25 protein-coding genes and 3 pseudogenes are annotated in these 26,624 nt (G+C 71.4%); 10 read left to right on the top strand and 18 right to left on the bottom strand.

Annotated elements, in window-relative coordinates; all coding sequences use genetic code 11:
• Window positions 1–86 precede the first annotated feature (86 nt).
• The 5 genes and pseudogenes from ACFXGI_RS31900 to ACFXGI_RS31880 form a co-directional block, all read right to left on the bottom strand.
• On the bottom strand, window positions 87–494 hold the full coding sequence (locus ACFXGI_RS31900) for a hypothetical protein (protein WP_384714262.1): 408 nt from the start codon (window positions 492–494) through the stop codon (window positions 87–89).
• Between the two features lie 662 nt (window positions 495–1,156).
• On the bottom strand, window positions 1,157–1,369 hold the full coding sequence (locus tag ACFXGI_RS31895) for a hypothetical protein (protein WP_384714259.1): 213 nt from the start codon (window positions 1,367–1,369) through the stop codon (window positions 1,157–1,159).
• A 227-nt stretch (window positions 1,370–1,596) separates the two neighbouring features.
• Window positions 1,597–1,845, bottom strand: a complete 249-nt coding sequence (locus ACFXGI_RS31890) for a hypothetical protein (RefSeq protein WP_384714256.1) — start codon at window positions 1,843–1,845, stop codon at window positions 1,597–1,599.
• Between the two features lies 1 nt (window position 1,846).
• Window positions 1,847–2,233: a hypothetical protein gene (locus ACFXGI_RS31885; RefSeq protein WP_384714268.1), complete on the bottom strand. Its 387-nt coding sequence runs from the start codon at window positions 2,231–2,233 to the stop codon at window positions 1,847–1,849.
• Between the two features lie 40 nt (window positions 2,234–2,273).
• Window positions 2,274–2,651 (bottom strand): annotated as a pseudogene (locus ACFXGI_RS31880) (type 1 glutamine amidotransferase domain-containing protein); the annotation flags it as partial.
• A 172-nt stretch (window positions 2,652–2,823) separates the two neighbouring features.
• Here ACFXGI_RS31880 and ACFXGI_RS31875 point away from each other — a divergent pair.
• Window positions 2,824–3,834, top strand: coding sequence for an AraC family transcriptional regulator (locus tag ACFXGI_RS31875; RefSeq protein ID WP_384714253.1), 1,011 nt, complete (start codon window positions 2,824–2,826; stop codon window positions 3,832–3,834).
• A 93-nt stretch (window positions 3,835–3,927) separates the two neighbouring features.
• On the opposite strand, the gene ACFXGI_RS31870 is transcribed toward ACFXGI_RS31875, so the two are convergent.
• Window positions 3,928–4,947, bottom strand: coding sequence for an alcohol dehydrogenase catalytic domain-containing protein (locus ACFXGI_RS31870; protein ID WP_384714250.1), 1,020 nt, complete (start codon window positions 4,945–4,947; stop codon window positions 3,928–3,930).
• A 262-nt stretch (window positions 4,948–5,209) separates the two neighbouring features.
• The gene (locus ACFXGI_RS31865) at window positions 5,210–5,620 is read right to left on the bottom strand and encodes a DUF4345 domain-containing protein (RefSeq protein ID WP_384714247.1); all 411 of its coding nucleotides are present in this window, start codon (window positions 5,618–5,620) and stop codon (window positions 5,210–5,212) included.
• Between the two features lie 93 nt (window positions 5,621–5,713).
• Here ACFXGI_RS31865 and ACFXGI_RS31860 point away from each other — a divergent pair, with 93 nt between their 5' ends.
• Window positions 5,714–6,322: a TetR/AcrR family transcriptional regulator gene (locus tag ACFXGI_RS31860; protein WP_384714244.1), complete on the top strand. Its 609-nt coding sequence runs from the start codon at window positions 5,714–5,716 to the stop codon at window positions 6,320–6,322.
• Window positions 6,323–6,431: 109 nt separating this feature from the next.
• Here ACFXGI_RS31860 and ACFXGI_RS31855 read toward each other — a convergent pair whose 3' ends face one another.
• Window positions 6,432–7,094, bottom strand: coding sequence for a deoxynucleoside kinase (locus ACFXGI_RS31855; protein ID WP_384714241.1), 663 nt, complete (start codon window positions 7,092–7,094; stop codon window positions 6,432–6,434).
• Window positions 7,095–7,404: 310 nt separating this feature from the next.
• Between ACFXGI_RS31855 and ACFXGI_RS31850 the strand changes: the two genes are divergently transcribed.
• Window positions 7,405–8,022, top strand: coding sequence for an HAD-IA family hydrolase (locus ACFXGI_RS31850; RefSeq protein WP_384714238.1), 618 nt, complete (start codon window positions 7,405–7,407; stop codon window positions 8,020–8,022).
• A 70-nt stretch (window positions 8,023–8,092) separates the two neighbouring features.
• Here the strand turns inward: ACFXGI_RS31850 and ACFXGI_RS31845 are convergent.
• Window positions 8,093–9,033: pseudogene (locus ACFXGI_RS31845) on the bottom strand (LysR family transcriptional regulator).
• Between the two features lie 81 nt (window positions 9,034–9,114).
• Here ACFXGI_RS31845 and ACFXGI_RS31840 point away from each other — a divergent pair.
• Window positions 9,115–10,050 carry a DMT family transporter gene (locus tag ACFXGI_RS31840; RefSeq protein WP_384714235.1) on the top strand — a complete coding sequence of 312 codons (936 nt, stop codon included), beginning with the start codon at window positions 9,115–9,117 and terminating at the stop codon, window positions 10,048–10,050.
• 27 nt (window positions 10,051–10,077) lie between these two features.
• Here ACFXGI_RS31840 and ACFXGI_RS31835 read toward each other — a convergent pair whose 3' ends face one another.
• Entirely contained in the window at window positions 10,078–10,458 is a 381-nt protein-coding gene (locus ACFXGI_RS31835) for a MerR family transcriptional regulator (protein WP_384714232.1), read from the bottom strand.
• A gap of 118 nt (window positions 10,459–10,576) precedes the next feature.
• On the opposite strand from ACFXGI_RS31835, the gene ACFXGI_RS31830 reads away from it, so the two are divergent.
• Both ACFXGI_RS31830 and ACFXGI_RS31825 read left to right on the top strand, forming a co-directional pair.
• Window positions 10,577–11,650, top strand: coding sequence for an alkene reductase (locus ACFXGI_RS31830; RefSeq protein ID WP_384714229.1), 1,074 nt, complete (start codon window positions 10,577–10,579; stop codon window positions 11,648–11,650).
• Window positions 11,651–11,751: 101 nt separating this feature from the next.
• Complete coding sequence (locus ACFXGI_RS31825; protein ID WP_384714226.1) at window positions 11,752–12,438, top strand: TIGR03086 family metal-binding protein; 687 nt, start codon at window positions 11,752–11,754, stop codon at window positions 12,436–12,438.
• A gap of 106 nt (window positions 12,439–12,544) precedes the next feature.
• Here the strand turns inward: ACFXGI_RS31825 and ACFXGI_RS31820 are convergent, their stop codons facing one another.
• From ACFXGI_RS31820 to ACFXGI_RS31805, 4 genes are all read right to left on the bottom strand, one after another.
• Window positions 12,545–12,775, bottom strand: coding sequence for a helix-turn-helix domain-containing protein (locus ACFXGI_RS31820; protein WP_384714224.1), 231 nt, complete (start codon window positions 12,773–12,775; stop codon window positions 12,545–12,547).
• On the bottom strand, window positions 12,775–13,266 hold the full coding sequence (locus ACFXGI_RS31815) for a DUF2975 domain-containing protein (protein ID WP_384714221.1): 492 nt from the start codon (window positions 13,264–13,266) through the stop codon (window positions 12,775–12,777). The genes ACFXGI_RS31820 and ACFXGI_RS31815 overlap by 1 nt, the downstream gene beginning before the upstream one ends.
• 153 nt (window positions 13,267–13,419) lie before the next feature.
• Entirely contained in the window at window positions 13,420–14,877 is a 1,458-nt protein-coding gene (pntB, locus tag ACFXGI_RS31810) for a Re/Si-specific NAD(P)(+) transhydrogenase subunit beta (RefSeq protein ID WP_384714218.1), read from the bottom strand.
• A gap of 7 nt (window positions 14,878–14,884) precedes the next feature.
• Window positions 14,885–16,426: a Re/Si-specific NAD(P)(+) transhydrogenase subunit alpha gene (locus tag ACFXGI_RS31805; protein ID WP_384714215.1), complete on the bottom strand. Its 1,542-nt coding sequence runs from the start codon at window positions 16,424–16,426 to the stop codon at window positions 14,885–14,887.
• Window positions 16,427–16,768: 342 nt separating this feature from the next.
• Here ACFXGI_RS31805 and ACFXGI_RS31800 point away from each other — a divergent pair, with 342 nt between their 5' ends.
• Both ACFXGI_RS31800 and ACFXGI_RS31795 read left to right on the top strand, forming a co-directional pair.
• Complete coding sequence (locus ACFXGI_RS31800) at window positions 16,769–17,362, top strand: TetR/AcrR family transcriptional regulator (protein ID WP_384714212.1); 594 nt, start codon at window positions 16,769–16,771, stop codon at window positions 17,360–17,362.
• The gene (locus ACFXGI_RS31795; RefSeq protein ID WP_384714209.1) at window positions 17,359–18,198 is read left to right on the top strand and encodes an alpha/beta fold hydrolase; all 840 of its coding nucleotides are present in this window, start codon (window positions 17,359–17,361) and stop codon (window positions 18,196–18,198) included. The genes ACFXGI_RS31800 and ACFXGI_RS31795 overlap by 4 nt, the downstream gene beginning before the upstream one ends.
• 15 nt (window positions 18,199–18,213) lie before the next feature.
• On the opposite strand, the gene ACFXGI_RS31790 is transcribed toward ACFXGI_RS31795, so the two are convergent.
• Window positions 18,214–20,259, bottom strand: coding sequence for a hypothetical protein (locus ACFXGI_RS31790; RefSeq protein ID WP_384714206.1), 2,046 nt, complete (start codon window positions 20,257–20,259; stop codon window positions 18,214–18,216).
• A gap of 202 nt (window positions 20,260–20,461) precedes the next feature.
• Here ACFXGI_RS31790 and ACFXGI_RS31785 point away from each other — a divergent pair, with 202 nt between their 5' ends.
• On the top strand, window positions 20,462–22,000 hold the full coding sequence (locus ACFXGI_RS31785; RefSeq protein WP_384714203.1) for an AMP-binding protein: 1,539 nt from the start codon (window positions 20,462–20,464) through the stop codon (window positions 21,998–22,000).
• Window positions 22,001–22,165: 165 nt separating this feature from the next.
• Here the strand turns inward: ACFXGI_RS31785 and ACFXGI_RS31780 are convergent, their stop codons facing one another.
• Window positions 22,166–22,612: an anthrone oxygenase family protein gene (locus tag ACFXGI_RS31780; protein ID WP_384714200.1), complete on the bottom strand. Its 447-nt coding sequence runs from the start codon at window positions 22,610–22,612 to the stop codon at window positions 22,166–22,168.
• A 91-nt stretch (window positions 22,613–22,703) separates the two neighbouring features.
• Here ACFXGI_RS31780 and ACFXGI_RS31775 point away from each other — a divergent pair, with 91 nt between their 5' ends.
• Window positions 22,704–23,282: a TetR/AcrR family transcriptional regulator gene (locus ACFXGI_RS31775; protein ID WP_384714197.1), complete on the top strand. Its 579-nt coding sequence runs from the start codon at window positions 22,704–22,706 to the stop codon at window positions 23,280–23,282.
• Between the two features lie 176 nt (window positions 23,283–23,458).
• Here ACFXGI_RS31775 and ACFXGI_RS31770 read toward each other — a convergent pair.
• Window positions 23,459–23,677 (bottom strand): annotated as a pseudogene (locus tag ACFXGI_RS31770) (short-chain dehydrogenase); the annotation flags it as partial.
• 638 nt (window positions 23,678–24,315) lie between these two features.
• Complete coding sequence (gene kdpB / locus ACFXGI_RS31765) at window positions 24,316–26,466, bottom strand: potassium-transporting ATPase subunit KdpB (RefSeq protein WP_384714194.1); 2,151 nt, start codon at window positions 26,464–26,466, stop codon at window positions 24,316–24,318.
• Window positions 26,467–26,624 lie beyond the last annotated feature (158 nt).

Below are 26,624 nucleotides of genomic sequence, written 5' to 3'. Positions count from 1 at the left end.
CGGTCGCACTCGGCCGCACCCGCTCACCGTTCGGCCGGGTCCCTGTCCGCCCCGATCCGTCTCCGCCCCGAACCCGAGGGGATCGCTCAGCGGGTGGTCACCAGCAGCCGGGCCGAGCCGTCGGGCAGGCCTGCGATGGCGACCTGGTCGCCCGCGAAGCTCCCGGACCCCTTCGGGCCGGGCACCGGGCGGAAGGGGGTCCAGTCGCCGCCGCGGCCGCGAACGGTGTGCCGGACGTTGCCGTCGAGGCCGATCGCCGCGATCCGGCTCTCACCGCCGGGCAGAGCCGCGATCGCCAGGGCGGGCCCGCGGAAATCGGGTGCGCCGACGCCCGCGATCACCGCCCGGCCCGTCCAGGAGCCGTCCGCCCGGCGGCTGCCCAGCCGCATCCGGCCGTCCTCCCCGTCGGCCAGGAACCGGGCCGAACCGTCGGCCGTGCCCGCCGCCGACAACTCGGTGATCCGCAACGACCCGGTGCCACCGTCGCCCGCCACCGCCGACCAGCCCTGCCAAGACCCGTCAGCCCTGCGGATGTCGTGGTAGAGGTTCCCGTCGAGACCGCGTCCGAGTACCTGGGTGCCGCCGTCCGGCAGAGCGGCCGCGGAGCCCCGCGCACCGGCGAACCGGAACGAGCCGCCGTGGCCGGCCAGTGGCGCGGGCGCGCTCCACGACCCGTCCGCGGCGAGCCCCGCACCGTAGAAGGTCCGCGGCGTGGTGGCTTCGCCGGTACCAGCGGGTTCAACCGGTGCTCCAGGTGCAGGAGGTACTGGTCGGCCACCGACGACGGGATGACCCCGGTCTTCTCCAGGCCCTGGGCGAGGATCAGGTCCGGGATCGGCAGCGACGGGTCGATGATGTCCTGCAGGACGAAGAACTTCCCGGCGTCCCCCGGGTCCGGCGCCCGGTCGAGGACCTGATCGCCCCGGCGCAGCACGGCGTCGAAGTTCTTCCGCAGGGTGTGCGGGTCGAACAGCGCCTTGACGTAGTCGGTCCAGGCCGTGTCCGCCTGCACGTAGCTGCCCCGGTACGTCTGCGCGCCGGGACCCCAGGCCCACGGATGTCCGGTCGTCGCCATCTCGTCGATGAGCACCACCCGCCTCCCCGCCGCCAGGTACTGGCCGTACGTCGACGCCGGGCTCAGCGACCCGTCGGCGAGCTACGGGTTCCCGGCACCGCCGCCGATCGCGGCGACCGGCGCGGTCACCGCCTCGCTGTTGTCGGCGCGCGCGGTGTCCGACGGGGCGGCCGTCGAGAGCCGGATGATGACGACCTCCTGCGGATGGGCCCCGATCCACTCCGCGATCCCGTTGACCTCGCCGCGCACCATCGCGCCGCGCCCGTCCGGCGCATCGAAGAACTGACCGCCCATCGGCCCGCCGTGGTACGTGAACCACCGCTCGCCCCGCTTGCACAGGCGCGCAGGTCGAAGTAGCGTGCGCCGCCGACGAGTTGGTCGACGATGGTGCCGCTCTGGGCACGCGACGGGCTCGCCGCGATCGACGGGAACCGGTTGGCCGGGTCGGCCTGGTCCCCGTGACTGCACACCCCGCTGTCGCGGCTGACGCTCCAAGGACCCCGAGTCGTGGCTGCCCGGCATCACGATCCGGGTCGCGGACGGTCGCCGAGGACCGCCTTCAACCCGCCCATCCAGCCCGCCAGATCCCCGCCGGCGGTGGTGGCCGGTGCCATGGCCGGTGCCGGTGCCGGTGCCGGTGCCGGTGCCGCCCGTACGGCCTGCGGCGCGGCGGCGACGGCCGGGCTCGAAGCCGCCGCGGGGAGTCCCGTCGCCCCCGTACCCGGTACCGCGATCAGCGCCCCGGTGGCCAGCCGGCCGCGAAAAGCCATGTCAGTGCCCGCTCTCCGCGGTGGAAGGCGCGGGGGAGCGCCGGTACGAGCGGACCAGCGCGAGGTAGTCCGCCGCCAGGCGGTGGCAGTCGCCCGGCCAGCGGGCGGAGACGTAGTTGCCGTCCTGCACGGTGAACCCGCGGCGGGGACGCGCCGCGGTGTCCCGGACCGGAAGGGCAGGGCCGGCCAGGAAGTGGCCCGGTTCGGCGAGGGCCGCGGTGACCTCCGCCTGGACGGTCGCCGGATAGGTCCGGTAGTAGCGGCCCAGCCACAGGCGGGTCAGATTCCAGGCGGTGAGTTCCAGCAGCGAGGTCAGCGCCGTGGTCCGCCGGCCGTGCAGCACCGAACGGCCGGTCGTGGGGTCCTTCGCGCGCGGCCAGGAGCACACCGTGGCACACCGCCCCCACCGGCAGCCCTACCAGGAAGACCCGCGCGAACAACCGCTGCGCGACCGCGTCCTCCAGCAGCGTACGCATCCCCGGGGCGTGCCCGCCGGGGACGAACAGCCCCGTCAGGCGCGCCGGATCGACCTCGGCGTAGGACAGCGGGGCACGGAACCAGGGGTCCTCGGTCAGCCGCCGGTAGGCCTCCAGCTCGGCGCGGCGGGTCATCAGCCACGGGGAGAGCCAGGAGAAGCCGGTGTCGGTCAGCCGGCGGTCGGCGAGTGCGACCCGCCCGTCGGGCGTCGCGAACCGTACGTCGTGTCCGGCGTCGCGCAGCGCGGCCCAGGGCACGGCCGCCTCGGTCGGGTCGTAGCCGGACGAGGGCAGCAGAAAGACGATCAAGAGGTGCTCCTTCAGGTGCATACGCGGCGAACTGCCGGCGCGCCGGCGTGGAGGCGTACGGGCCTGCCGCAGGGGGCAGCCCGACCTTAGAGGCGCCGCCGGGCCCGGTCATTGACCCTGGCGGCCACCTCGTTGACTCCCGGGCCCCCGCCGCCGGTTGACGGTGGGCCGCCCCGGGCATTGACTGACCGCCATGCCCAGCATCGAGCCGTCCACCGTCGCCGCGTCCTACGCGCGCGCCGTCCTGAACGCCACGACGGACGCCGCGGCCGGCGAGGCGGGCGAGTCCGAGCCGGGGGCCTGGGCCTCGCCCTTGGCGCGGCTCCCGTTCACCGAGGTACGCGCCCTCTGGGACACGGTGATCGGCACCCGGGGCGGCGACCCGTACGCCGGTCTTCGCGTCGGGGACGCGATCACGCCGGGCAGTCTGCACGTCCTCGGTCATGTGGTCCTCACCAGCGCGAGCCTCGCGGAGGCCGCCGAAGCGGCGGTCCGCTACCACCCCTTGGTCAGCCAGGCCGGTACGGTCACCGCGCACCGCGGCGGCGATACCACCCGCATCCGCTACCGGCCGACCGTCGACCCCGCGACCATGCACCCGCAGCAGGTCGAGGCGGTCCTCGCCGGCATGGTGCGGGCCGCCCGCTGGATCGCCGGGGACGGCTGGGCGCCGATGTCGGCGTCCTTCACCCACACCCGTACCGGCTCCGCCGAACCGTACGCCCGGATCCTCGGCTGCCCCGTCGCCTTCGGCGCCCCCGAGAACGCGATCACCGTCGCCAACCGCGACCTCGACCGGCCCCGCGCCCCGCACGACCCCGAACTCGGCGCCCTGCACCGGGCCTACGCCGACCGGCTGCTGCGCGAACTGTCGACGTCCGTGACCCTCGCCGAGCGGGTCCGGCAATGGCTGGACCACGCCCCGCTCGACGGCACCGGCCCCGCCGACGCGGGCAGGGACGTCCACCTCAGCCCCCGCACCCTGCGCCGGGCCCTCCAGGAGGAGGGCACTTCCTGGAGGGCCCTTCTCGACGACGCCCGGCACCGCCGGACCCGCCGGCTGCTGGAAACCACGGACCTGCCGCTCGACCGGATCGCCCCCCTCGTCGGCCTGAGCGGAGCCACGGCCCTGGTCCGCGCGTTCAGCCGCTGGGAGGGAGTCACCCCGGGCACGTACCGGGCCCGGACCTCGGGTGTCGCGTGATGGGGCAGGGCCCCGTCACGCGCCCTGGACCGTCGGGGCGAGCACGCTTCTGGGTGAGCGCCGACCGTTTCGGTGACAGCAGGCGGGTACGGATCAGCCGGCCGTCATGTCGAGGACGGCGCGGAAGCGCGCCCGTCCGGACATCATGCGCTCGTAGGCCTTCGGCGCCTCGGCCAGCGGGAAGATCTCCGTCATGGGGCGGATGCCCTGCCGGACGGCGAAATCGAGGTTGTCCTCGTTCTCGATCGACGTGCCTGTGAGACTGCCCGTGATGCTGCGGCCCCCGAAGATGAGGTCTGGCGTGGCGACTTCGACGGGATCCGCGGCGGCCCCGAGGACGATCATCTTTCCGCGCGGGGCGAGTCCGGGAATCAGAGGCGTCATCGAGGCGCCGCTCGCCGCCGTCGCCACGATGGCGGCCGCGCCGCCCAACTGCCGCAACGCCGCGCCGGGGTCCCCGGCGGCGCTGTCGATGTATTCGTCCGCCCCCAGCCGCAGCGCCAGGTCGCGCTTCTCCGGGCCGCGGGCGATGGCGACGACCCGGTGGCCGAGCTTGTCGGCGTACTGCAGTCCCAGGTGGCCGAGGCCGCCGATGCCCTGGACGGCCACCAGCGCCCCCGGATGGCCGTCAGCCTGCCGGAGCGCGCTGTAGACCGTGAGACCGGCGCACAGCAGAGGGGCTGCGTCCACGGCGGACATCCCCTCCGGCATCCTGACCAGGCCGCTGCTCTTGGCGGTGATGACCTCGGCGTATCCGCCGTCGCTGGTGGTCCCCGTCTGATGCTGGTTCTCGCAGTTGACGAAGTCGCCGCGCCGGCAGCCTCCGCACTCCCCGCAGTGGCCGCCGAGGTAGCCGACGCCGACGCGGTCACCGACCCGCCAGGCGGTCACGCCTTCCCCCACGGCGTCGATGACCCCGACCACCTCGTGGCCGGGTACGACGGGCTGCGAGGGGTCGGCCCGCATCCCCTCCACCGCGAGGACGTCCGAATGGCAGACGCCGCAAGCCTCCACCTTGATCCGTACATGCCCCACCGGTGGCGGCTCGACCTCCCGGGTGACGAGCTCGAAATTGCGGGATCCGGTGACTTGGACGGCGCGGTACTCGGACATGCCTCACCTCAAGCAGAAGCCGTTGCGCGCCGCTTGCGGCGGCGCTGCGGAATGCGCGCCGGGGGGGCGGCATACGGAGAACAGCACACGCCCCGCCTCGGGATCGCGCACCGGCGCGGTGCCGACCCGGCTGTCAGCCGGATGGCCCGACACCCGACGAGCCGGCCGACTCCCTTGCAGCCATCCCGGCCACCCTGGCCTCTGCACATGCGGCCGCTGCCACCAGCTGCCTCGCCACGTACCGGGTGGACGGCCGTGCCCGTCACCCGGCGGGTACGGCCTGAACCTCGCTGCGCGTCGCCCGCTCCTCCGCGTCGGCCAGCCGGAAGAAGACCGGCGGCAGGCCGAGTTCGAGCGCCGCCAGGGCGATCTGGAACCAGTGCGGCCAGCCGTGCACGGCGAGCGAGAGCACCCTCCCCGCGCCTCCCAGCAGAAGGATGCCGGCGAGCCACCGAATCGCCGAAGCCGGGATCGGCCGCTGCCGCGCCGCCCAGAGCCAGGCCGCCCCGTATCCGGCGAAGACGGCCCCCATGAACCGGCCCCAGCTGTCGATCGTGGCGCCGGCGCCGCCGGCGCCGGGGATCGCCGCGTTGCCGAGTGCCACGTGGAGCAGGCCGATCGCCACGTTGGCCCAGCCCATCAACTGTGTGAGCACGCGCAGAGTCCTGGCCATGATCCCTCCAAGCAGTCTTGGTGGAGCCTAGTAGACACACGTCTACTACCACCTTGAGGGCAGTAGTAGACGTGTGTCAACTAAGCTGGATCCATGTCTCCCCGCAAGCGACTGGCTCCCGCCGACCGCCGCGCCAAGCTCCTCGCCGTCGGCGCACGGCTCTTCGCCGCCCACCCGTACGCCGACGTGCTGATGGAGCAGGTCGCCGAAGAGGCCGGTGTCTCCCGGGCCCTGCTCTACCGGCACTTCCCGAGCAAGAACGCCCTCTTCGCCGCCGTCTACCAACAGGCGGCGGACCAGCTGCTCGCCGGGACTCGGCTCGCCCCGGCCGATTCCCTCGTCGAACAGCTCATCCAGGGCATGGACGTCCATCTCGACTACTTCGTGGCGAACCGCAACGCCGTTCTCGCCGCGAACCAGGCCCTCGCGGGCGATCCGGTGATCCAGACGATCATGGCGAACGAGCTCGACGCGCTCCGCGCGCGGCTGCTGGCCGTGCTCCCCTTCATGGACGCGGGTGCCCGTGAGGCCGTGTCCGGCGTCCTGAAGAGCTGGCTGGTCTTCGTTCAGATCCTCTGTGTCGACTGGCTCGCCCACGAGACCTGCACCCGCGACCAGTTGCGTGACGTCTGCATCGGAGCGGTCCTCGGCGCCCTCAGGCCGCTCCTCACCGAGGACCCGGCCCCGGAGTGGCCGCGCTGAGGACGCGGTGCGGCCCGCGCCCGCCCGGGTCCCGGGTCCCGGGACCCGGGCTACGACGCTCCGGGCGGCCGGGCCGGACCCGTTCGACGGCGGATCACGTACGGCGAGCTCAGGCGCGGTGCCCGACCGCCGCCAGCGCGTCCTTGACCTCCTGCGCGACGCGGGCCGCGTCCTCGGGGTTGTTCACCACGTCCGTGTGGTTCATGTCCACGATGAGCACGTCGCTGGCCGAGTAGTGCTTGTGCACCCAGTCGTCATAGCCGGACCACAGGGTCCGGTAGTAGTCGACGAGGCTCTCGTCCTGTTCGAAACCGCGGCCCCGCAGCCCGATACGGTGCAGCACCGTCTCGAAGTCCGCCTTGAGATAGACCATGAGGTCGGGCGCCTTGCGGTACGGCAGGCCGTCGATCTCGCGCATCATCTCGGCCAGCAGGCCCTCGTACACCTGCATCTCGAGGGAGCTGATCCGGCCGAGGTCGTGATTGACCTTGGCGAAGTACCAGTCCTCGTAGATGGACCGGTCGAGGACGTTGTCGCCCTGCTTGTACGCCTCCTTGATCGCGGCGAACCGCGTCTGCAGGAAGTACAGCTGGAGCAGGAAGGGGTAGCGCTTCGCCTGGATCTCTTCGGGGCTCGCCGTGTAGAAGAGCGGAAGGATCGGGTTGTCGTCCACGCTCTCGTAGAAGACTTCACTGCCCAGCTCCTTGGCGAGCAGTTCGGCGACACTCGTCTTGCCGATTCCGATCATGCCTCCGACGCAGATCACTGGCATCCCTCACTTCTCCCTGGGGGTCTTCTTGTTCGTGGGCGGGTGGGCTGGGCGCCCCACGCCACTGAGACGCACGCCGGTGGTCACACGATTCCCCGGGATCTTCATGATCAGCGTCATGTGGTCCCCATCGGGACCAGGGCTCTGACTCAGGCCGCTCTCGTCGACCGGCCGGCCTGACCGTTCCACGGCCGCCGCGCAGGGTGACGAGCCGCAGCCCAGCGGCCGTCTTGAATCTTAAATGACGATTGGCTCCACGTCGGCCAGAGCGCCGCCCAATGCCGGTCAGCGGTGGTCTGGCAAGATCAGCGGCATGAGCGACCCGCCTTTCGACGCCGTGCTCTGCGACTTCGACGGGGTGCCGCGCCTGTGGGATCCGGACGGCATGACCGCGCTCGACCGTGCTGCGGGGTTGCCCGAGGGGACGCTCGCGGCTGCGGCGTTCCGCCCCGGCCTGTTGGATGCGGCGGTCACCGGGGCGATCAGTGACGATCATTGGCGGGCCCAGACGGCTTCGGACCTCGCCGGGGTCTGCGGGTCGGCCGATCGAGCCGCGGAACTCGTCGAGAAATGGAGCGCCTTGACCGGCCGCCTCGACCGCGCCGTCCTGGACCTCCTGGCGGGGGTCCGCGGCCGGGTGCCCGTGGTCCTGGTGTCCAACGCCACCACACGGCTGGAGGACGATCTCGTCGCGCTGGACCTGGCCGAAGCGTTCGACGCGGTGGTCAACACCGCCCGCCTCGGGGCCGCGAAGCCGGACCCCCGGGTCTTCGAAGCGGCGGCCCGGCTGGCCGGTGCGGATCCGCGCAGGTGCCTGTTCGTCGACGACACGCTCGGCCATGTCTCGGCCGCCCGGGCAGCAGGGATGACAGGGCACCACTATCGGCACGCCGACCGGCTGCGGAGCATCACCGCGCCGCTGCTGGGCTGATCCGGCCGGACCACCACGACGACGCAGAGAGCGCGGCCCGTGATCGGTGTGGGGGGCGCGGGCGTACGGGTCAGCCGGCGCGGGTGCCGCCATCCGGCGGGAGGGCACGGGTGTCTTGGCCCTGGATCGCCGCGGCGGCGCGGTGCAGCTCGGCGAGGACCGTACGGACGGCTCTTCGTGCGGTGCGCTCGGGCCGGTGGAGCACGTCGATGCGGCGTCGGGCGTGCACCCCGCTCAACGGCCTGAGGACGACTTCGGGGTGCACGCGGGCGGTCCAGCGCGGCATCAACGCCAAGCCGCCGCCGGCGGCCACGGCCTCGGCCACCACCGCGAACTCGTTGATGCGGTGGACGATGTCGAGCCGGCGGTTGGCGGCGCCGGCGATGGCCTCGATGGTGGCCATGAGCGGGAAGCCGTCGTGGACCGTGATCCAGGGCTGGCGGCCACGTCCTGTGGCGAGAGCCAGGGACGGGAGGCGAGCGGGTGGCCGACGGGCAGGGCGACATCGAGGGGCTCGTGCAGCAGGGTGGTGGCGGTCACGGTGCGCGGCCACGGCGGACCGTGGTCGAGGCGGTGGGCGAGCACGAGATCGTAATCGCGGGTGAGAGTGGGGAAGCGGTCCTGGGCGACGTCTTCGTCGGCGAGGGTCAGGCGGGGGCGGTCCGGGCCGGCGAGGCTGCGCAGCATCAGGGGGAAGAACGCGGAGCCCGCGCTGTGGAACGCGGACATCGACACGCTGCCTTCGGGTTGCTCCGCGAAGTCGGTGATGGTGTGCCGGGCCCGGGCCAGAGCGGCCTCCACCTCGATGGCCGCCCCGGCCAGGGCCTGCCCGGCGTCGGTGAGCACCACCCGCCGCCCGGCGCGTTCGGTCAGCGGGACGGGAATCGACCGCTGCAGCAGCCTCAGCTGCTGCGAGATCGCGGAAGGGGTCACGTGCAGTGCCTCGGCGACCGCCGTGACACTCCCCAGTTCCCCGAGCTCCCGCAGGATCCGCAGCTGCCGCTCATCCATGCGCACAGTGTAGTGCTGCTACAGGTTGCTTTAAGAAGTTGGTCGTAGCCTTCAACATCATCGATCGTGCAGCGTGTGGGCATGCCTGTTGCCCGCCGTACCGATGCGGTACTCCTGCTGGTTGCGCTCGTCTGGGGTTCCAGTTATCTGGCAGCCAAGACGGCCACCGTCGTCCTTCCGGTCCTGGTGGTCCTGTTCGCCCGGTACGCGATCTCCGCGCTGGCGTGTGGCGCCCTGGTCGCCGCACGCCGCCGGACGCGCCCCTGGACGCGTGCGGAGATCCGCATCGGGTCCCTCCTGGGGGTCACCCAAGCGGCCGTTCTCGTGCTGGAGACGTACGGGGTGGCGCACACCAGCGCCGCCAACGCCGGACTGATCATCAGTTTGACGATCGTGCTGACACCGCTCATGGACCGGACCGGGGGACGCCCGGGAATGCCGGTGACGTTCTTCCTCGCCGCCGGCCTCTGCGTCCTGGCCGTCGGGCTGCTCATCTCCGGCACCGGACTGCACGCCCTTCGACCGGGGGACGGGCTGATGCTCGCCGCCGCGGTCGTCCGGGCCGGGCACGTCGCGCTCGTCGGAAGGCTCACCGCCGGCCGCGCCGTGGACCCGTTGCACCTGACGACGGCCCAGACCGTCGTCGGGTCGGTGCTGTGCCTGCCGCCGGCCATCGCCCACCTGCCGGACCTCGCCCGGAGCAGCGCCACCACCTGGACCCAGCTGATCTATCTCGCCCTGTTCTGCAGCGTGTTCGCGTTCCTCGCCCAGACCTGGGCCGTGCAACGCACCTCCGCCAGCCGGGCCAGCCTCCTTCTGGGCACCGAACCGATCTGGGCGGTCGCGGTCGGGATCACCCTCGGCGGCGAACGGCTCACCCCGTGGGCCTTCCTGGGCGCCGTTCTCATGATCACCGGAACGTACTGGGGTCAGTCCGTCGAACGCACCCACCGCACCGCGGGGCAGACCGCGAAGGACGACCCGGCGGGCCGCCCCATGACACCTGCCGGCACCTGATCGCCGCGAGGGTCATCGCGTCAGGTTTCAGGAGGCGGTCGCGGAAGGACGCAGCCCCTCACGGTGCGCCTGAGCCGTGGCCATCAGCCGGTCGAGTGCGTCGCGGGTATGGATGAGGCCGGTGATGTGCTCGGAGAGCCGGTCGCGTTCCTGGAGCATCCGCTCCAGCGCGGCGTCGGAGTTCTCCTCGCTGGGCGCGTCGACGCACGGCAGCAGTTCGGCGATGGTCCGGCTGGACAGGCCCGCCGCGTACAGCCGCTGGACGAACGCGACGCGCTCCACCTCGTCGTCCGTGTAGTGCCGCTGTCCGCCGGCGCTGCGGGTACTGGTGAGCAGCCCCTGCTCTTCGTAGTACCGCAGCGACCGGACGCTGACTCCGGCCCGCGCCGCGAGCTCCCCGATACGCATCTCGCCCTCCCGGCTGTGATCCGCGGCACACAGCTTGCCTCTGACGTCAATGTCAGATTTTAGCGTAGCTGCTGTGCCCGACTCTTGCGGGCGCTGCGGATCGCGAAGGAGCCTTACGGTGTCAACACTCTTCGACAGCAATCGACTCGGTGACCTGACCCTGCCGAACCGGGTGGTGATGGCCCCGATGTCACGGGTCCGGGCCACCGCGGACGGTCTGGCCACACCGTCGATGGCCACGTACTACGCCCAGCGGGCGACCGCCGGTCTGATCGTGACCGAGGGGGTTCAGCCGAGCCTGATCGGGCAGTCCAATCCGGGTACCCCGGGGCTGCACACCGATGGCCAGGTCGACGCGTGGCGCCCGGTGACCGCCGCGGTACACGCCAACGGCGGACGGATCTTCGCCCAGATCATGCACGGCGGCCGCGTCTCGCACCCCGACACCACCGGCATGCAGCCGGTCGGGCCCTCCGCCGTACCCGCCACAGGCGACGTGTTCACCCCGGCCGGACCTCGGCCGGCGCCCGTGCCGCGCGCGCTGGACACCGGCGAGGTGCCCGAGCACACCCGGTCGTATGCCGAGGCCGCCCGCCGCGCCGTCGACGCCGGCTTCGACGGCGTGGAGCTGCACGGCGCCAACGGCTACCTGATCTCGCAGTTCCTCTCCTCGAACGCCAACCTGCGTACGGACCGCTACGGAGGCTCGTCGGCCAACCGGATCCGGTTCGCCGTCGAGGCGACGGCCGCCACCGTCGATGCCGTCGGCGGCGCCAGGACCGGCATCCGCCTCTCCCCGGGCGGGACGTTCTGGGGCGTCGCGGAGACCGAAGTCCCCGAGCTCTACACCGCGCTGCTCACCGAGCTCGCCCGCCTCGAAGTGGCCTACGTCCACCTCGAAGCCACCATCGACGAACACGTGCTCCTCGGCCTCCGCCGTGCCTGGCCGGGCACCCTCATCGTGAACCCGACCCTCCCGATGGGACCGAAGCAGACCGGCCGGGCCGACGCGGACCACTGGCTCGGGCAGGGCGCCGACCTCATCAGCTTCGGCCGCGCCTACATCGCCAACCCCGACCTGGTCGAGCGACTGCGCCTCGCACTGCCCGTAGCCCCGGTGGACGAGGCCACCTTTTACCAGGGCGGCGACGCGGGGTACCTGACCTACTCGACGTACCAGCACGCGAACTGATCCCGATCCGACCTGCGGACCATTTCCTACGTGCCTCCTCCCGCCCGTTCGCGTCCGGGCCCCTGCTTCCTTGCGGACAGAACCTGTCCGCAAGGAAGGGCATGGTGACTGTGTCGGCGCATCCGGGCCCGTGGCAGGGGCGGAAGGCGTTCCGGCGTGCGCTGGCGGCCGTCCGGCCGCGCAGGCGTCCCCCACCCCATTCACGGACAGGCGCGATCATCACGTTCCAGGACATCCAGCTGCTGGAGAAGGCGCTCACCCACGCGGCGCAGCTGCTGGGCAACGTCACCCCCGCGCAGTACGGGCAGCCCACCCCGTGTGACGACTTCGACGTGCGGGCCCTGGCCAACCACCTCGTGGCCGGCAACCCGTACTACGTGGTGCTCGCGCAGGGCGGCGCTCCCGAATTCTCCCTGTTCGCCATCGACCGGATCGGTGAGCGGCAGCCCGGAGAGGTCTACGCCGAGGGGGCCAAGGAGGTCCTGGCCGCCTGGCAGACCCCGGGTGCGCTTCAGCGGCGGATGCCGCTGCCGGGCGGTGGGTCGGGTCCGCGCTTGGCCGACCTGCACCTGCTGGAGGCCGTCCTGCACGGCTGGGACCTGGCCACCGCCACCGGCCAGGACCGCGCGGGCGACCCGGACGCCGTGGAAGCGGTGTTCCGCACCTGGTACGGCAACCACCCGGACGAGATCCGCCCGCAGGCCGCCATGTTCGGTTCGTCCGAGGCCGCTCCCGAGGACGCCCCCGCGCTCGACCGGCTCGCCGCGTACTTCGGCCGCACCGTCTGACCGGCCGGCCGCCCAACGGCGAACCCCCGCCCTTCCGTGCCGGAAGGGCGGGGGTTCGCGGTGGTGCCGGCAGGGCCGGGCGATTTCACATCCGCCCCGGGGCGGGTCAGCCGGCCTCGGCGTCTTCGGCGTCCTCGGCCTCCCAGCGCAGCAGGTCGCCCGGCTGGCAGCTCAGCACCTCGCAGAGCGCGGCGAGCGTCGCGAAGCGCACCGCCTTGGCGCGGCCGTTCTTGAGCACCGCCAGGTTGGCGGGCGTGATCCCCACGCGGTCCGCGAGCTCGCCCACGGACATTTTCCGTTTGGCCAGCATCACGTCGATGTCGACGCTGATCGGCATCAGATCACCTCGTCCAACTCGGCCTGCATCCGCGACGCTTCGACGTCGCGCGCGACGGCCTGGGCGAGCAGCATCCGCAGTACGAGGACCATGAGCGCGACCCCCAGGATGGCCACTCCGATCCCGCCCATGATGACGGTGACGCCCGGGTCCTCCCGCTGGCCCGGCGCATTGACGGCCGTGACCGCGAACCACACGAGGGCGGCCGACACGATCGCGCCGATCATGACGTCCACGTACCGGAAGGCGGCGTGGGAGAACACGGTTCCGCGGCGCACCATCGTCACCAGCCGCCAGACGCAGACCAGGACGACCTGGGCCGACCCCAGGCCCAGGATCGTGATCACGCGCAGCGGAGTCAGTGGGATCGACCCGTCCTCCGGGTCGCTGCCGCTGATCAACGTCCACACCATCAGCGCCTGTACGAGCACGGTTCCGGTGAGCACCACCACGAGCACCGCGCGCAACGCACCCACGGTCAGCTTTCCCATGGCCCATCCTTCCATCGATTCACGATGGGAATCTATCGAATATCGATAGGTGAGGCAAGGGCTGGAACATGGCGGACCCCGCCCTCGCGGAGGCTCCCGACCCGTCCCACCGGACGGGCCGATCCTGCGCGAAGGCGGGGTGTGTCCGTCCGGCTACCGCGAGGCCATGGCCGCGGCCGGCGAGCGGTGCGACGCGGTGTCGGATCCGAGCGCCCCGAGGATGTCCTCCATCCGCTGCTTGGCATCGCCGAAGAGCATCTGGGTGTTGTCGCGGTAGAAGAGGGGATTGGCGACGCCCGCGTATCCGGTCGCCATCGAGCGCTTGAACACGACCACGTTCTCCGCTTCCCACACCCGCAGTACCGGCATACCGGCGATGGGGCTGTTGGGATCTTCGGCGGCGGCGGGGTTGACGGTGTCGTTGGCACCGATGACGAGCACGACCGTGGTGTCGGAGAGTTCGTCATTGATCTCGTCCATTTCCAGGACGATGTCGTACGGCACCTTCGCCTCCGCCAGCAGCACGTTCATGTGCCCCGGAAGTCGTCCGGCCACGGGGTGGATGCCGAACCGCACGTCCACCCCTCGCTCGCGGAGCTTGCGGGTCAGCTCGGCGACCGGGTACTGGGCCTGCGCGACGGCCATTCCGTACCCCGGGGCGATCACGACGGACGAGGCGTTCAGGAGCATTTCGGCGGTGGCTTCGGCGGTGATCTCGTGGTGCTCGCCGAGGTCGGTGTCGTCGCTCGCGGCAGCCTCGACACCGAAGCCGCCCGCGATCACGGAGATGAACGAGCGGTTCATCGCCTGGCACATGATGTACGAGAGGTACGCGCCGGAGGATCCGACCAGCGCTCCGGTCACGATGAGCAGGTTGTTGTTCAGCAGGAAGCCGGACGCGGCCGCGGCCCAGCCGGAGTAGCTGTTGAGCATCGACACCACGACCGGCATGTCGCCGCCGCCGATCGAGGCGACCAGGTGTACTCCGAGGGCGAGCGCCACCGCGGTGACCGCGATGAGCAGACCGAGGCTCGGGTGGATGACGAAGAAGACCGTCAGCACCGCGAACGCGGCGAGGGCGCCCAGGTTGATCAGGTTCTTGCCGGGCAGTACCAGCGGGCTGGACTTGATGCGCGCCGACAGCTTCAGGTAGGCGACGATCGAGCCGCTGAAGGTGACGGCGCCGATGAATATCCCGATGAACACTTCGGTGTGGTGGATGCCGAGCAGGTCCTGCGCCACCGCGGCGTGCCCGGGACCCTCGGCCTCGACCTCGAAGTAGCCGTTCCAGCCTACGAGTACGGCGGCCAGGCCGACGAAACTGTGCAGGAGGGCGATGAGTTCGGGCATGCCGGTCATCTCGACCACGCGGGCGCGCCAGAACCCGACACCCGCGCCGATCAGCATCGCGACGACGAGCAGGGTCAGCCCCGTCGCGGTGATGCTGCGCGAGGCCAGGCCGATGGTGGCGGCGAGGGCGATCACCATTCCGGAGGCGCCGAACACGAGCCCCGAACGGGAGCTTTCGTGCTTCGAGAGTCCGGCGAGGCTGAGGATGAACAGGAGTGCGGCGACGATGTAAGCGGCCTGCGCGGCCGTGGCGGCAGTCATGGGGGGATCAGCCTCTCGAGAACATGGCGAGCATGCGGCGGGTGACCGCGAATCCGCCGAAGATGTTGATGCTGGCCAGCAGGATCGCGGCGGACGACAGCACGGTGATCGTGATGTCCGTGTGGGCGATCTGCAGGAGGGCGCCCACGACGACGATCCCGGAGATGGCGTTCGTCACCGACATGAGTGGTGTGTGCAGGGCGTGGTGGACCTTGCCGATGACGTAGTAGCCGATGACGATCGCGAGAACGAATACGGTGAAGTTCCCGATCAGCTGGGACGGGGAGAATGCGGTCAGCAGGAAGAGCGCCGCCATCCCGGCACCGGCGAGCCCGTACTTGGCCGCCGGGGACATCGGCCCCTTCTCGGGTACGACCGGCTTCGCGGCCACCGGCGCCTGCGCCACCGGTGCGGCGGACACCTGTACCGGTGGCGGCGGCCAGGTCGTCTCGCCGTCACGCACCACGGTCATGGACCGCTGCACCACGTCCTCGAAATCGATCACGTGCCGGCCGTCCTTGGCCGGCGTGAGCAGCTTCATCAGGTTGACGAGGTTCGTGCCGTACAGCTGGGACGCCTGGGCCGGCAGTCGGGCGGGCAGGTCGGTGTAGCCGATGATCGTGACGCCGTTGTCGGTGACGACCACCTCTCCCGCGACCGTGCCGGCGACGTTCCCGCCCTGCGACGCGGCCATGTCGACGATCACGCTGCCGGGCCGCATGCTCGCGACGTCCTGAGCGGTGAGCAGCTTCGGCGCCGGACGTCCGGGGATCAGGGCGGTGGTGATGACGATGTCGACGTCGGCGGCCTGCTCGCTGTAGATCTCCGCGGCCCGGCGGTCGTATTCCTCGGAGGTCGCCTTGGCGTACCCGTCGGTGCCGGCCTTGTGCTCCACCTCGACGCCGAGGAACTCGCCGCCGAGCGAACGGACCTGCTCCGCCACCTCGGGCCGCGGATCGGTGGCCCGGACGATCGCGCCCAGGCTGTTGGCGGCGCCGATGGCGGCAAGGCCTGCCACGCCGGCGCCCGCGACGAGAACCTTGGCGGGCGGAACCTTTCCGGCCGCGGTCACCTGACCGGTGAAGAAACGTCCGAACGCGTGTGCCACCTCGACGACCGCGCGGTAGCCGGCGATGTTGGCCATGGAGCTGAGCACGTCCAAGGACTGGGCCCGCGAGATGCGCGGGACCGCGTCCATGGCGAGCACCGTGATGGGACGCCGCGCGAGCTCCTCGACCAGGCCGGGATTGAGCGCCGGGCTGATCAGGCTGACCAGCGTCGCGCCGTCACGCAGGCTCCGGATCTCGTCGCTGGACGGTGCGTTGACCTTCAGGACGATGTCGGCGCCCCAGGCGTCACCGACCTTCGCGCCCTGCGCGACGTACGCGTCGTCGGAGAAACCGGAGGCCCTGCCCGCTCCCGACTCGACGATGACCTCGTAGCCCAGCGCGACCAACTGGCGCACGGTCGACGGCGTGGCCGCCACGCGCGTCTCTCCCGGGCTTGTCTCGGCTGCGGCACCGATCCGCTGCGGTACGGGATGACCCATGGTTTACCTCCCTTGTGATGCATGTGAACAACGTGGATGTGGAACGGAGCCGACAGCGGCTGCAGTCCTAAGTCGCGGCCGATCAGTTCCCTCCTGACCGCGTGCGAGCCCGCCCAGATCTTGGTCACGCGAGAGCCCGTCCGGGCACATGAAGGCCGGTACTCCGTCAGCTGTCCGCGCCTGCCGAGGATCCGGCCGCGGGCATCGATCACCTCGGCCCGCACCTGGTGGCCCAGAGCGCGGTGAACCGTCCGCATCCGCGGTACGGCGACATATCCCGCTCGCGTTCCTAGGACCCCTAGGTTTAAGCTAGGGGTCCTAGGAATCGGATCGGGAGGGTGCATGGCGAGGGCAGGACTGACGGCTGAGCGCGTGACCGTCGCAGGCGCCGAGCTGGCGGACGAGGTCGGGCTCGACCAGGTGACCATGTCGCAGGTGGCGCGTCGGCTGGGCGTGAAGGACGCGAGCCTCTACGCGCATGTCCGAGGCCTCGAGGATCTGCGCGGCCGGATCGCGCTGCTGGCGGCGGACGAGAAGACCATCCGCATCGCGGAGGCCACCTCGGGGCGGGCAGGCAAGGAGGCGCTGGTGGCGTACGCCAACGCCTGGCGGGAGTACGCGCTCACGCATCCGGGCCGCTACACGGCGACGCAGACTCCGATCCGTATCGACCCCGAACTGGCCGCGAAGGCGCCCGGACCACGGCGCGCGATCCAGCTGACCTACGGCATGCTGCGCGGCTACGGACTGGCCGAACCGGACCTGACCGACGCGGTCCGGTTGCTGCGCAGCACGTTCCACGGCTTCGTCGCCCTGGAGGCCGCGGGCGGGTTCGCGCACGAGCGTTCACCACAGGAGTCCTGGATCCGCGCACTCGACGCCCTCCACACCCTCCTGGAGCACTGGCCCCCGTCCCGGGAAGGAGACGCCGCATGACGACCGCCCCGACCACCGGCAGCCTGCGCGTGAACGGCGCGACCCTGCACTACGAGGTGCGCGGCCGCGGCCCGCTCCTGCTCCTGATCCCGGGAGGGACGGGCGGCGCGGCCTCCTTCGACGGCATCGCCGACGACCTGGCCGCCGCCTGCACCGTCGCGACCTACGACCCGCGCGGCATGTCCCGAAGCGCGCTGGACGACCCCGAGGCCGAGCAGCACGTGGCGGAACACGCCGACGACGCCTTCCGGATGCTGGAGCTGCTGTCGCCCGGTGAGCCCGCACGTGTCTTCGGCTCCAGCTCGGGCGCGATCGCCGCCCTGCACCTGCTCTCCGCTCATCCCGAACGCGTCGAACTCCTCGTTGCGCACGAGCCGCCGGTGGTGGAGGTCCTTCCGGACGCCCCCGAACATCGCGTGCTCATCGAGCGCGTGCAGGCGACGCTCCGCACCGAGGGGCTCATGCCGGCGATGGCCGTGTTCGCCGCGGGTCTGAAGAAGGACGGCGATGCCGATGGGCCGAAGGCCGAGATCAAGCTTCCGCCGCAGGCGGCGGCGCGGGTCGAGCGGACGATGGCCGACCTGCCCTACTTCGTCGGGCGCATCGTGCCGAGCTTCATGTCCTACGCCCCTGACGTCCACCGGCTGGCGGCGCTGTCCGGCCGGCTCGTGCTCGCCTGCGGCCAGGACTCACGCGGCGAGCTGCCCTACCGTCCGGCCGCTCTGCTGGCCGAGAGCCTCGGTACGGAACTCCTGCACTTCCCCGGCGGGCACACCGGCCTGACCACGCACCCCACCGAGTTCGGCGAGCTCCTCCGCAAGGTCTTGCGCGTCTAGGCCGTGTCTTTCGACTCAGGGCGTCCCACCCGCCGCCCCGGGACCCGCGCACGCGATGGCCTTCTCGATCAGGCCGCGCAGTTCCGCGTCGTGGAGGATCATCGGATATCCCCCGTCCGCGGACAGGCGACGCTCCGACCGCCTTACCACCAGCAGGGCTTCGCGGATCGCCGGGCTGATCTCGCCCATCCGGATCAGGGCCCGCAGGGCGTCGCCGAAGAACCCGAAGCCGTCACCGCCGTCGGCGATCGGCAGGACGAACTCCTCCAGGACCCGCATGCTCGGTTCGACCCGGCCCGTGATCTCCCAGAGCGTGATCGCCGCCGTGAGCCGCGGCCAATGCGTCGAGCCCTCCATCGCGAACCGCACCCGCTGCGCGTACGGCGCCGCGTCCCGGCCGAACCCGCCCAGTTCGCCGATCGGCCCGAACCCGGGTTCCTTCGCCCTCATGACCGCCCCGCCGACGAGGCGCAGGGCTGCGTCGCGATCGGTGCCGAGAAGGGCGGCGGTGTAGGCGACGAAGTGGTGATTGCCCGGGTGGTCCAGCACCTGACCGGTGAGCACCGCGGGTACGGCGGGGGCGGCGGCCGGTCCCATCGCCCGCAGCACCCCCATCACAGGGGTCGAAGTCCAGGTGTCCGCCAGCAGCGGGATGAGATCGGGCAAAGCGGGCAGCGCGTCCTCGCCCCAGGCTTCCAGTACCGGGAGGAAGCTGCGGGTCGCACCACGTCGGGCACCGCATTGCCGGATCGTCTCCCGTATCGCGGGCAGCAGGGTGTCCGCGTGTGCGCGCAGCGGAATCAGCGCGTCATGCGTGCTCGGTCGCCGAGGATCCCCGATGCCGTAGCCGCGGCCCTGCTCCTCCTCCTGCGCGCGGAACTGCTCGACCAGCCCGGGGAGGCCGCGAAGGTCACCGATCCGGGTCAGTGCCCACCGGGCGATTTTTCGGACCGTTCCGTCGAGGTACAAGTCGGACGCGTCGTCGTCGAGCAGGTCGGCCAGCCGGTCCGCGTACGGCGCGGCCGCCGGGCCCAGCACCGCGAGGATGTTGGCCGCCCGCAGCCGCACGGCGCCGTCCGGATCGGCCAGCAGCCCGCCCGCGAGTGGCAGCAGGGCGGCCTCCACGGAGCGCCGCTCGGTCAGGAGCCGCCACGCCACATCCAGTGCCTCCCGGCACAGCGCGGCGTCCCCGGAGCGTTGCGCGCTCTCGACCAGCCTTACGGTGAAGGAGAGTTCCACCTCGGGGTCGTGTCCGAGCAGCCACGCCGTGGATCGGACCAGGTCCTCTCGGGTCCAGGGAGTCTCGATGTCCGGGGTGTACCAGACGCTTTCGAAGCGCGGTCGCAGAGCGAGGTCCGAGAACACCTCGATCAGCCGGTCCAGTTGCCGGGCCGGCAGCTCTCGGTCGCGCTTCGCCGAGGCGTGAACGGCGGCGACCCACAGCACCGGGTCATCGCCGTCCAGTACGTCGGCCAGGACCGCTCGCGCCTCGTGGGCGGGCTCTCCGGCTCCTTCGGGAGCGGCTTCTCCCGAGGCGGCCTCTCCGGAAGCGGCCTCGCCGAGGGCGAGCAGCAGCGGCAGCCGTACGGTCGGGTCCGCCTCGACCCGCCACCGCTCCAGCAGTCGCGCGACCCCGACCGGCAGCGCCGTCGCCGCCCGTCGCACCGTAGGCTCCGGATCCGCGAGCAGAGCCCACGCCCCCGACCAGTCCTCGCCCGCCAGGGCCGGCGAGTGCATCGCCGCCAGCAGATCGACGAGGTCGACCCGTACACCCATGGCCGGGTCGGCGGCGAGCGCGATGACGAACGGCAGGGCGACCGCCGCCGCGGACGGCGTTTCGCACCCGTCCCGCGTGACGAGGGAGCCGAGCGGGTAGCAGTCCTCCTCCACCGCCTCCGACCCCGCCGAGACGAGCCGACGAAGCGCCCGCGCCACGTCCTCGACCGGTTCCTTCGGGGAGCGCGTCTCGAGCCCGTCCCACACCACGGCATCCAGAGCCTCCGGCAACGTTCCCCTCACCACTGCCTCGTTCACCACCACGTCGTCGTCCTCGCCGTCCACCGCCCGTCATCGTCCGGCAACTCCGGCGTCCTGTCGCCTCATTTGCGTTTGAGACCGGCGGAGCGGCTACAGCAGGCCGGAGGTCGGTGATGTTTGGGTGAGGAGGTGGGCATTGGCCGGATTTCGGCGTCCGGCTTTGGGTTTGTGGATCACCGACCGCTAGCCTCCCGCTAGTTGCTCAAGTCAACCAATGGGGATCGGTATGGACGACACCACCGAACACTTCCGCGGCCACGTGGAAGAGATTCTCGACGCCCTGGGAAACGAACCCGGCCGCGAGGCCCTGGTACACCGGGGCCGGCGCGTGAGCGCGGGTGAATTACGCGGCCTCGTCTACGGGATGGCCCGGGCGCTGCGCTCCCAGGGGGTGCGGCGCGGTCAGACGGTCACCCTCCTCGCCGGCAACCTTCCCGAGACGATCGCTGCCCGCTACGCCGCCGGCCTGCTCGGCTGCGCCGTGAACCATCTCTACGCCGGCCTCTCGGCCGACGTGCACGCCGACATCCTCCGGGACGTCGAGACCCGGGCGCTGATCGTCGACCCGGCCCACCGCGAGCGCGCCGCCGAACTGTCCCGGCGGGTGCCGTCGGTGCGGGTGCTGGTTCTCGGGGGAGGCGTCGGCGCGGGCCCGGACCTGGTGACGCTCGCCGCCGAGGAGTCCACCGAGGCGTTCCCGGGCTCGGCGCTTGCGCAGGACATCTGCATCATCCGTCACACCGGTGGGACCACTGGCCATCCCAAGGCCATCTGCACGACCTTCGAGCAGTGGGTGCCGGTCGGATCGGAGTGGTCCGAGGGCGGACCGGTCAGGACCCTGGTGTGCACCACCCTCGCGCATGCGGCGGGCCTCATGGCGGACACCACGCTGCACCGCGGCGGCACCGTCGTCCTGCTGGACGAGTTCGAGGCGGGTGCCGTGCTCGCCGCCCTCGAGCGCGAGCGCATCTCCCACGTGTTCCTGCTGCCGCCGCTCCTCTACCAGTTGATGGACCACCCCGAGGTCGACCGTACCGACACCTCCGGCCTGCGCTCGCTCACCTACGGAGGCTGCGCCTCCTCCCCGACCCGCCTCGCGGCTGCGGTCCGGCGCTTCGGCCCCGTGCTGAACCAGTTCTACGGCCAGAACGAGGCCGGCGGGATCAGCATGCTCCCGCCCGAAGACCATGATCCGCGGCGCCCGGAGCTGCTGCGAACCGCCGGGAAGATCATCGAGGGCGTCGAGGTCGCCGTCCGTGACGCCGGCGGACGGCACCTGCCCGCCGGCGAGCGCGGCGAGATATGCGTACGTTCCCCGCACGTGATGAAGGGGTACTGGAAGCAGCCCGAGCTCACCGCCGAGGTGCTGCGGGACGGTTGGCTGCACACCGGCGACGTCGGCTTCGCCGACGCGGACGGCTACGTCACGATCGTGGACCGGCTGAAGGACCTGATCGTGGTGGTGGGAGGCCACGTGTACACGGTGGAGCTGGAGGACGTCCTGAACTCCCATCCGCAGGTCCTGCAGAGCGCGGTGCTCGGGGTCCCCGACGCCAATCTCATGGAGCGGGTCCACGCGGTCGTCGTCCGCGCGCCGGGCGGCGAGGTCGGCGAGAAGGAGCTGCGCGCCATGGTCCGGGAACGGAAGGGCGCCATGTACGAGCCCTCGAGCATCGAGTTCGTCGACGCGCTGCCCCTGACCGACGCGGGCAAGCCGGACAAGAAGCTCCTCCGCAGCCGGGCGCTCGACGGCCCGGGCGAGTGACCGCCCCGCCCCGGGCCGGCGGCCGCGGATCACACCCCGCACGTCCTGTACCGGGGCTCTGACCTGTGGTCCCTCAGCAGCCCGTCTCATGGCGACGGCCGCGTTCCCGTCTCAGGGACGCGGCCATCGCCTGGATCTCGTGCCGGGGCCGGCCGGCAGAGGCGCTCAGGCAAGGGCGGTGACCAGCAGGGCGAAGGCGGCGATGATGACGGCGACGCGGACGTGGTGGAAGCGGTCCCAGCGGTTCATCTGCTGCTTCCAGTCGGCCGGCAGACCGTCGGCGGTCCAGGTCTTGACCCGATTGTTGATCGGGACGAGCAGAAGGATCGACATCACCACGCTGAGGATCAGCAGGGCGGCGGCGGTGACGACGAGGACGGCGCCGTCGTGGTTCCGGCCGGCGACAGCCCAGACCGCGGCGAGGGCGAGCGAGCCGATGTACCAGAACGGCATCACGGCGCCGAGCAGCCGGGCCCCATGGGTGCGGCCGCGCAGGCCGTTGTCGCCGGGGAGGCCGTCGAGGATCGGGTTGACGAAGAACGCGACGGAGAACTCCACCCCCACCATCACGCCGACGACCACGGTGGTGAAGACCTCGAGTGCGTTGAGCATGGCGACCCCTCCAGAAATCTAGCGGTGCTAGCTGTCGAGGCAACGCTATTACTGCTGCCGCTCGATTGTCTAGCGGTGCTAGGATCGAATCATGTCGGTACAGGAACGCAAGGAGCGCGAACGGGCGGGCCGCGAGCGCCTCATCTTGGCAACGGCCCGCGAACTCGCAGAGCAGCAGGGCTGGGACGCGGTCACCACCCGCCGGCTCGCCGAGCGCATCGAGTACAGCCAGCCCGTCCTCTACAGCCACTTCCGCGGCAAACGCGAGATCATCGGCGCCGTCGCCCTCGCGGGCGCCGCCGAGATGGCCGCGGCGCTGAGAGCCGCGGCCTCCGCCGCGGACGGTCCGCGCGCCCGGGTCACCACCCTCGCCCGCACCTACCTCGGCTACGCCGAACGCAACCCGGCGGTCTACGACGCCATGTTCCAGCTCGACGGCGGCCTGGCGTTCGCGCAGGAGGACACCCCGGAGCCCCTCAAGGACGCCTTCGCCGCCCTGCTGGAGAACCTCGGCGAGGCCGCCGGGGACGGCGTCCACCCGGCGCTGTTCACCGAGCTGTTCTGGGCGTCCCTGCACGGCCTGGCGACCCTGACCCGCGCGGGACGGCTGCCGCCGGGGGACGCCGACCGGAGGGTGGAACTGCTGGTGGACCGGCTCGCCGTGATCTGAGCCACCGCAGTCCTTCGGACGGCGTGGCCGACGAGGAGGTCGGCGAGCTTGTCGAGGCGCTTGACGGTGCGGTCCTCGGTGGCGGCCGGGGCCGGGGCGACGCGCTCGGAGCGGTCGTAGGAGGAGCCGTTGACGACGCGGCCGCCCGGGTCGCTGGTCAGCGCCGGCGCCGGCAGGTTGGTGAGGAGGTAGTGGGCCAGGAAGTTCACCTGGAACGCGCTCTCGTTGCCGTCGGCGGTGAGGGTGTGGCGCTCGGGGGCGGCCATGGCGGCGTTGTTGACCGGCGCGTGCAGCAGGGGGTGGTCGCGGACGACAGCGGCGCCGAGGTTCTCGACCTCCTCCAAGCGGGAGAAGTCGGCGGCGAGCGGGCGCAGGAGAGCCCCTTCGATGCCCACCGTTCGGCGGTGCGGCCGTGGAGGAGAACGGTGGCGCCGCTCTCGGCGAGCATGCGGGCGGCTTCGAAGCCGATGCCGGAGGTGGCCCCGGTGACGAGGACGGTACGGCCGGAAAGGGTGGAAGACATGTCGGGTTCCCGGATACAGGCATGAGGCGTACGCCCCTCACCCGGCGCGGAGCGCGGGGCGTGGGCTCAGGTCATGCGGGGAGAGGGGGGAGCTCCTACGCCGCCGCTGCCGCGGGATTCAGTGAACAGGAGGCAGGTGCGTGGAGCGGATGACGCGCGGCCCGAATCAGAGGGTCGGGCGGGCAGCGGGCGCTGCCGGCTGCGCCGACGCCGTCACGGCACGGCTTCGCCATGGCGGTGGCCGGTCTTCGTAGCGCGGACCGCTGTTCATGGAGCCGTCCCAGCGCATCGGCATGCGGCCGGGCAAGGTGCCGGACGTGCCTTTGACACGCCCCTGACGTGCGGTGACGGGGAGTCGTCAGGGCGGCGTCAAAGTCGGACAGGGCGCGGAAGGGACGCGTAAAGAAGGGACGTCGAGGCTCGTGGGCGTCGCACTACACAAGGGCCGCTCGGCTCGCAGCCTCAAGCGGGCGCTGCGACCGGGCGGCCTACGTGCGTACGGGGGCGGGACTATCCGAGGCCCGGGACGGCGGAGACCGCGAGGTCGATGAGCTTGATGCCGACGAAGGGCAGGACGAGGCCGCCGAGCCCGTACACGGCGAGGTTGCGGCGCAGCAGGTCGTGGGCGGAGGCCGGGGTGTAGCGGACGCCGCGCAGCGCGAGGGGGATCAGGGCCACGATGATCAGGGCGTTGAAGATGATCGCCGAGGTGATGGCCGAGGTGGGGCTGTGCAGCCCCATGACGTTGAGCGCGCCGAGTCCCGGGTATGCGGACGTGAACATCGCCGGGATGATCGCGAAGTATTTCGCGACGTCGTTGGTGATGGAGAACGTGGTCAGGGCGCCGCGCGTGATGAGCAGCTGTTTGCCGATCCGCACGATCTCGATGAGCTTGGTGGGGTTGGAGTCGAGGTCCACCATGTTCCCGGCCTCTTTGGCTGCCGAGGTGCCCGTGTTCATCGCCACGCCGACGTCCGCCTGTGCCAGCGCGGGCGCGTCGTTCGTACCGTCGCCCGTCATCGCGACGAGCTTTCCGCCCTCCTGCTCCCGTTTGATCAGCGCGAGTTTGTCCTCGGGAGTGGCCTCGGCGAGGTACTCGTCGACACCGGCCTCGGCGGCGATCGCGGCCGCGGTCAGCGGATTGTCGCCGGTCACCATGACCGTACGGATTCCCATGCTGCGCAGCTCGGCGAACCGTTCCCGGATGCCGTCCTTGACGACGTCCTTGAGGTGGATGATTCCCAGGACCCGTGGCCCTTCCCAGTCGTGGACGGCGACGAGCAGCGGCGTGCCGCCCGACCGGGACACCCGCGCAGACCGGTCGGCGGCCTCGGGCAGTACGTCCCCGCCCCGCATCGTCACCCAGGCGCAGACCTCCTGTACGGCTCCCTTGCGGATGGCGCAGCCGGTGCCGTTGTCCCAGCTCAGGTTGATGCCGCTCATCCGGGTCCTGGCGCTGAAGTGGACGAAGCGCGGGTTGCTAAGCTCGTGCTCCGCGGGTGCCGTCAGGCCGTACCGCTCGGCGAGGGCGACGACGGAGCGGCCCTCGGGGGTGTCGTCGGCGAGGGACGACAGTTGGGCGGCGTCGGCGAGCTTGCCGTGGTCGATGCCGGGCAGCGGGACGAAGCGCTCGGCTTCGCGGTTGCCGGTGGTGATGGTGCCGGTCTTGTCGAGGAGCAGGGTGTTCACATCGCCGGCAGCTTCCACGGCCCGGCCGCTCATCGCCAGGACGTTGCGCTGGACGAGGCGGTCCATGCCGGCGATGCCGATGGCCGAGAGCAGGGCGCCGATGGTGGTGGGGATGAGCGTGACGAGGAGGGCGACCAGTACGGCCGTGGACTGGGCGGCGCGCGCGTGCGCGGCCATCGGCTGGATGGTGACCACGACCAGGACGAAGATCACCGTCATGGCGGCGAGCAGGATGTTCAGCGCGATCTCGTTCGGGGTCTTCTGCCGGCTGGCGCCCTCGACCAGGGCGATCATCCGGTCGATGAAGCTGTGGCCCGGGCGGGAGGTGACCCGTACGACGATGGAGTCGGACAGGACGGTCGTACCGCCCGTGACCCCGGAGCGGTCGCCGCCCGACTCCCGCAGTACGGGCGCCGATTCGCCGGTGACGGCGGACTCGTCGATCATGGCGGCGCCGTCCACGACGTCCCCGTCGGCCGGGACCGTCTCGCCCGCCTCGATCAACACGAAGTCGAACGGCTGGAGTTCGGCCGGCGAGACGGCCTCGGTGGGCGCGTGGCGCAGGTTCGTTCCGTACGTCCAGTGCTGCAGCCGCAGCGCCACCGTGTCCGTACGGGCCTTGCGCAGCGACTCGGCCTGGGCGCGGCCCCGGCCTTCGGCCACGGCTTCGGCGAGGTTCGCGAAGAGCACGGTCAGCCAGAGCCAGACGCTGATGACCCAGGTGAAGACCGACGGATGCAGGAGCGCGGAGAGCGTGGTGAGCACGGAGCCGACGGCGACGACGAACAGCACCGGTTTGCGGACGAGTTCACGTGGGTGGAGCTTGTGCACCGCCTCGCGGGCCGAGGCCGCGAGCTGCTCGGGCTCCAGCATGTTCGCGGGGCCCGGACGCCTGCGGGGCGGCCGGGGCACAGGTGACCGAGGCGGAGTCACGAGACCTGGGGGAGTGTGCTGCGCGGCAGCGGAGGACATGGAGTGGCCTTCTGGTGGATATCGGCAGAGCGCCCCTGGCCGCATGTGTCGCGGCCCGAAGGGGAGCGGCTCCCCGGTGGCGGAACGGGCAGGAATTTACCGCCCGCTCTGAGTGATTCCCCGGACACCCAGGGGAATTGGCGGATCCTTGACGGCCG

Source organism: Streptomyces sp. NPDC059355, from assembly GCF_042752335.1.
In the GTDB taxonomy this organism is placed as follows: domain Bacteria; phylum Actinomycetota; class Actinomycetes; order Streptomycetales; family Streptomycetaceae; genus Streptomyces.
This window is presented reverse-complemented; position numbering and strand designations above follow the sequence as displayed.

Coding starts and splice junctions, on each gene's coding strand:
- ACFXGI_RS31780 (WP_384714200.1), bottom strand. CDS start 22,612: ATGCTCAACGCACTCGAGGTCTTCACCACCGTGGTCGTCGGCGTGATG.
- ACFXGI_RS31795 (WP_384714209.1), top strand. CDS start 17,359: ATGACGACCGCCCCGACCACCGGCAGCCTGCGCGTGAACGGCGCGACC.
- kdpB (WP_384714194.1), bottom strand. CDS start 26,466: ATGTCCTCCGCTGCCGCGCAGCACACTCCCCCAGGTCTCGTGACTCCG.
- ACFXGI_RS31835 (WP_384714232.1), bottom strand. CDS start 10,458: ATGCGTATCGGGGAGCTCGCGGCGCGGGCCGGAGTCAGCGTCCGGTCG.
- ACFXGI_RS31875 (WP_384714253.1), top strand. CDS start 2,824: ATGCCCAGCATCGAGCCGTCCACCGTCGCCGCGTCCTACGCGCGCGCC.
- ACFXGI_RS31860 (WP_384714244.1), top strand. CDS start 5,714: ATGTCTCCCCGCAAGCGACTGGCTCCCGCCGACCGCCGCGCCAAGCTC.
- ACFXGI_RS31785 (WP_384714203.1), top strand. CDS start 20,462: ATGGACGACACCACCGAACACTTCCGCGGCCACGTGGAAGAGATTCTC.
- ACFXGI_RS31850 (WP_384714238.1), top strand. CDS start 7,405: ATGAGCGACCCGCCTTTCGACGCCGTGCTCTGCGACTTCGACGGGGTG.
- ACFXGI_RS31865 (WP_384714247.1), bottom strand. CDS start 5,620: ATGGCCAGGACTCTGCGCGTGCTCACACAGTTGATGGGCTGGGCCAAC.
- ACFXGI_RS31895 (WP_384714259.1), bottom strand. CDS start 1,369: ATGGGCGGTCAGTTCTTCGATGCGCCGGACGGGCGCGGCGCGATGGTG.
- pntB (WP_384714218.1), bottom strand. CDS start 14,877: ATGACTGCCGCCACGGCCGCGCAGGCCGCTTACATCGTCGCCGCACTC.
- ACFXGI_RS31840 (WP_384714235.1), top strand. CDS start 9,115: ATGCCTGTTGCCCGCCGTACCGATGCGGTACTCCTGCTGGTTGCGCTC.
- ACFXGI_RS31890 (WP_384714256.1), bottom strand. CDS start 1,845: ATGGCTTTTCGCGGCCGGCTGGCCACCGGGGCGCTGATCGCGGTACCG.
- ACFXGI_RS31815 (WP_384714221.1), bottom strand. CDS start 13,266: ATGGGAAAGCTGACCGTGGGTGCGTTGCGCGCGGTGCTCGTGGTGGTG.
- ACFXGI_RS31775 (WP_384714197.1), top strand. CDS start 22,704: ATGTCGGTACAGGAACGCAAGGAGCGCGAACGGGCGGGCCGCGAGCGC.
- ACFXGI_RS31800 (WP_384714212.1), top strand. CDS start 16,769: ATGGCGAGGGCAGGACTGACGGCTGAGCGCGTGACCGTCGCAGGCGCC.
- ACFXGI_RS31825 (WP_384714226.1), top strand. CDS start 11,752: ATGGTGACTGTGTCGGCGCATCCGGGCCCGTGGCAGGGGCGGAAGGCG.
- ACFXGI_RS31805 (WP_384714215.1), bottom strand. CDS start 16,426: ATGGGTCATCCCGTACCGCAGCGGATCGGTGCCGCAGCCGAGACAAGC.
- ACFXGI_RS31855 (WP_384714241.1), bottom strand. CDS start 7,094: ATGCCAGTGATCTGCGTCGGAGGCATGATCGGAATCGGCAAGACGAGT.
- ACFXGI_RS31820 (WP_384714224.1), bottom strand. CDS start 12,775: ATGCCGATCAGCGTCGACATCGACGTGATGCTGGCCAAACGGAAAATG.
- ACFXGI_RS31870 (WP_384714250.1), bottom strand. CDS start 4,947: ATGTCCGAGTACCGCGCCGTCCAAGTCACCGGATCCCGCAATTTCGAG.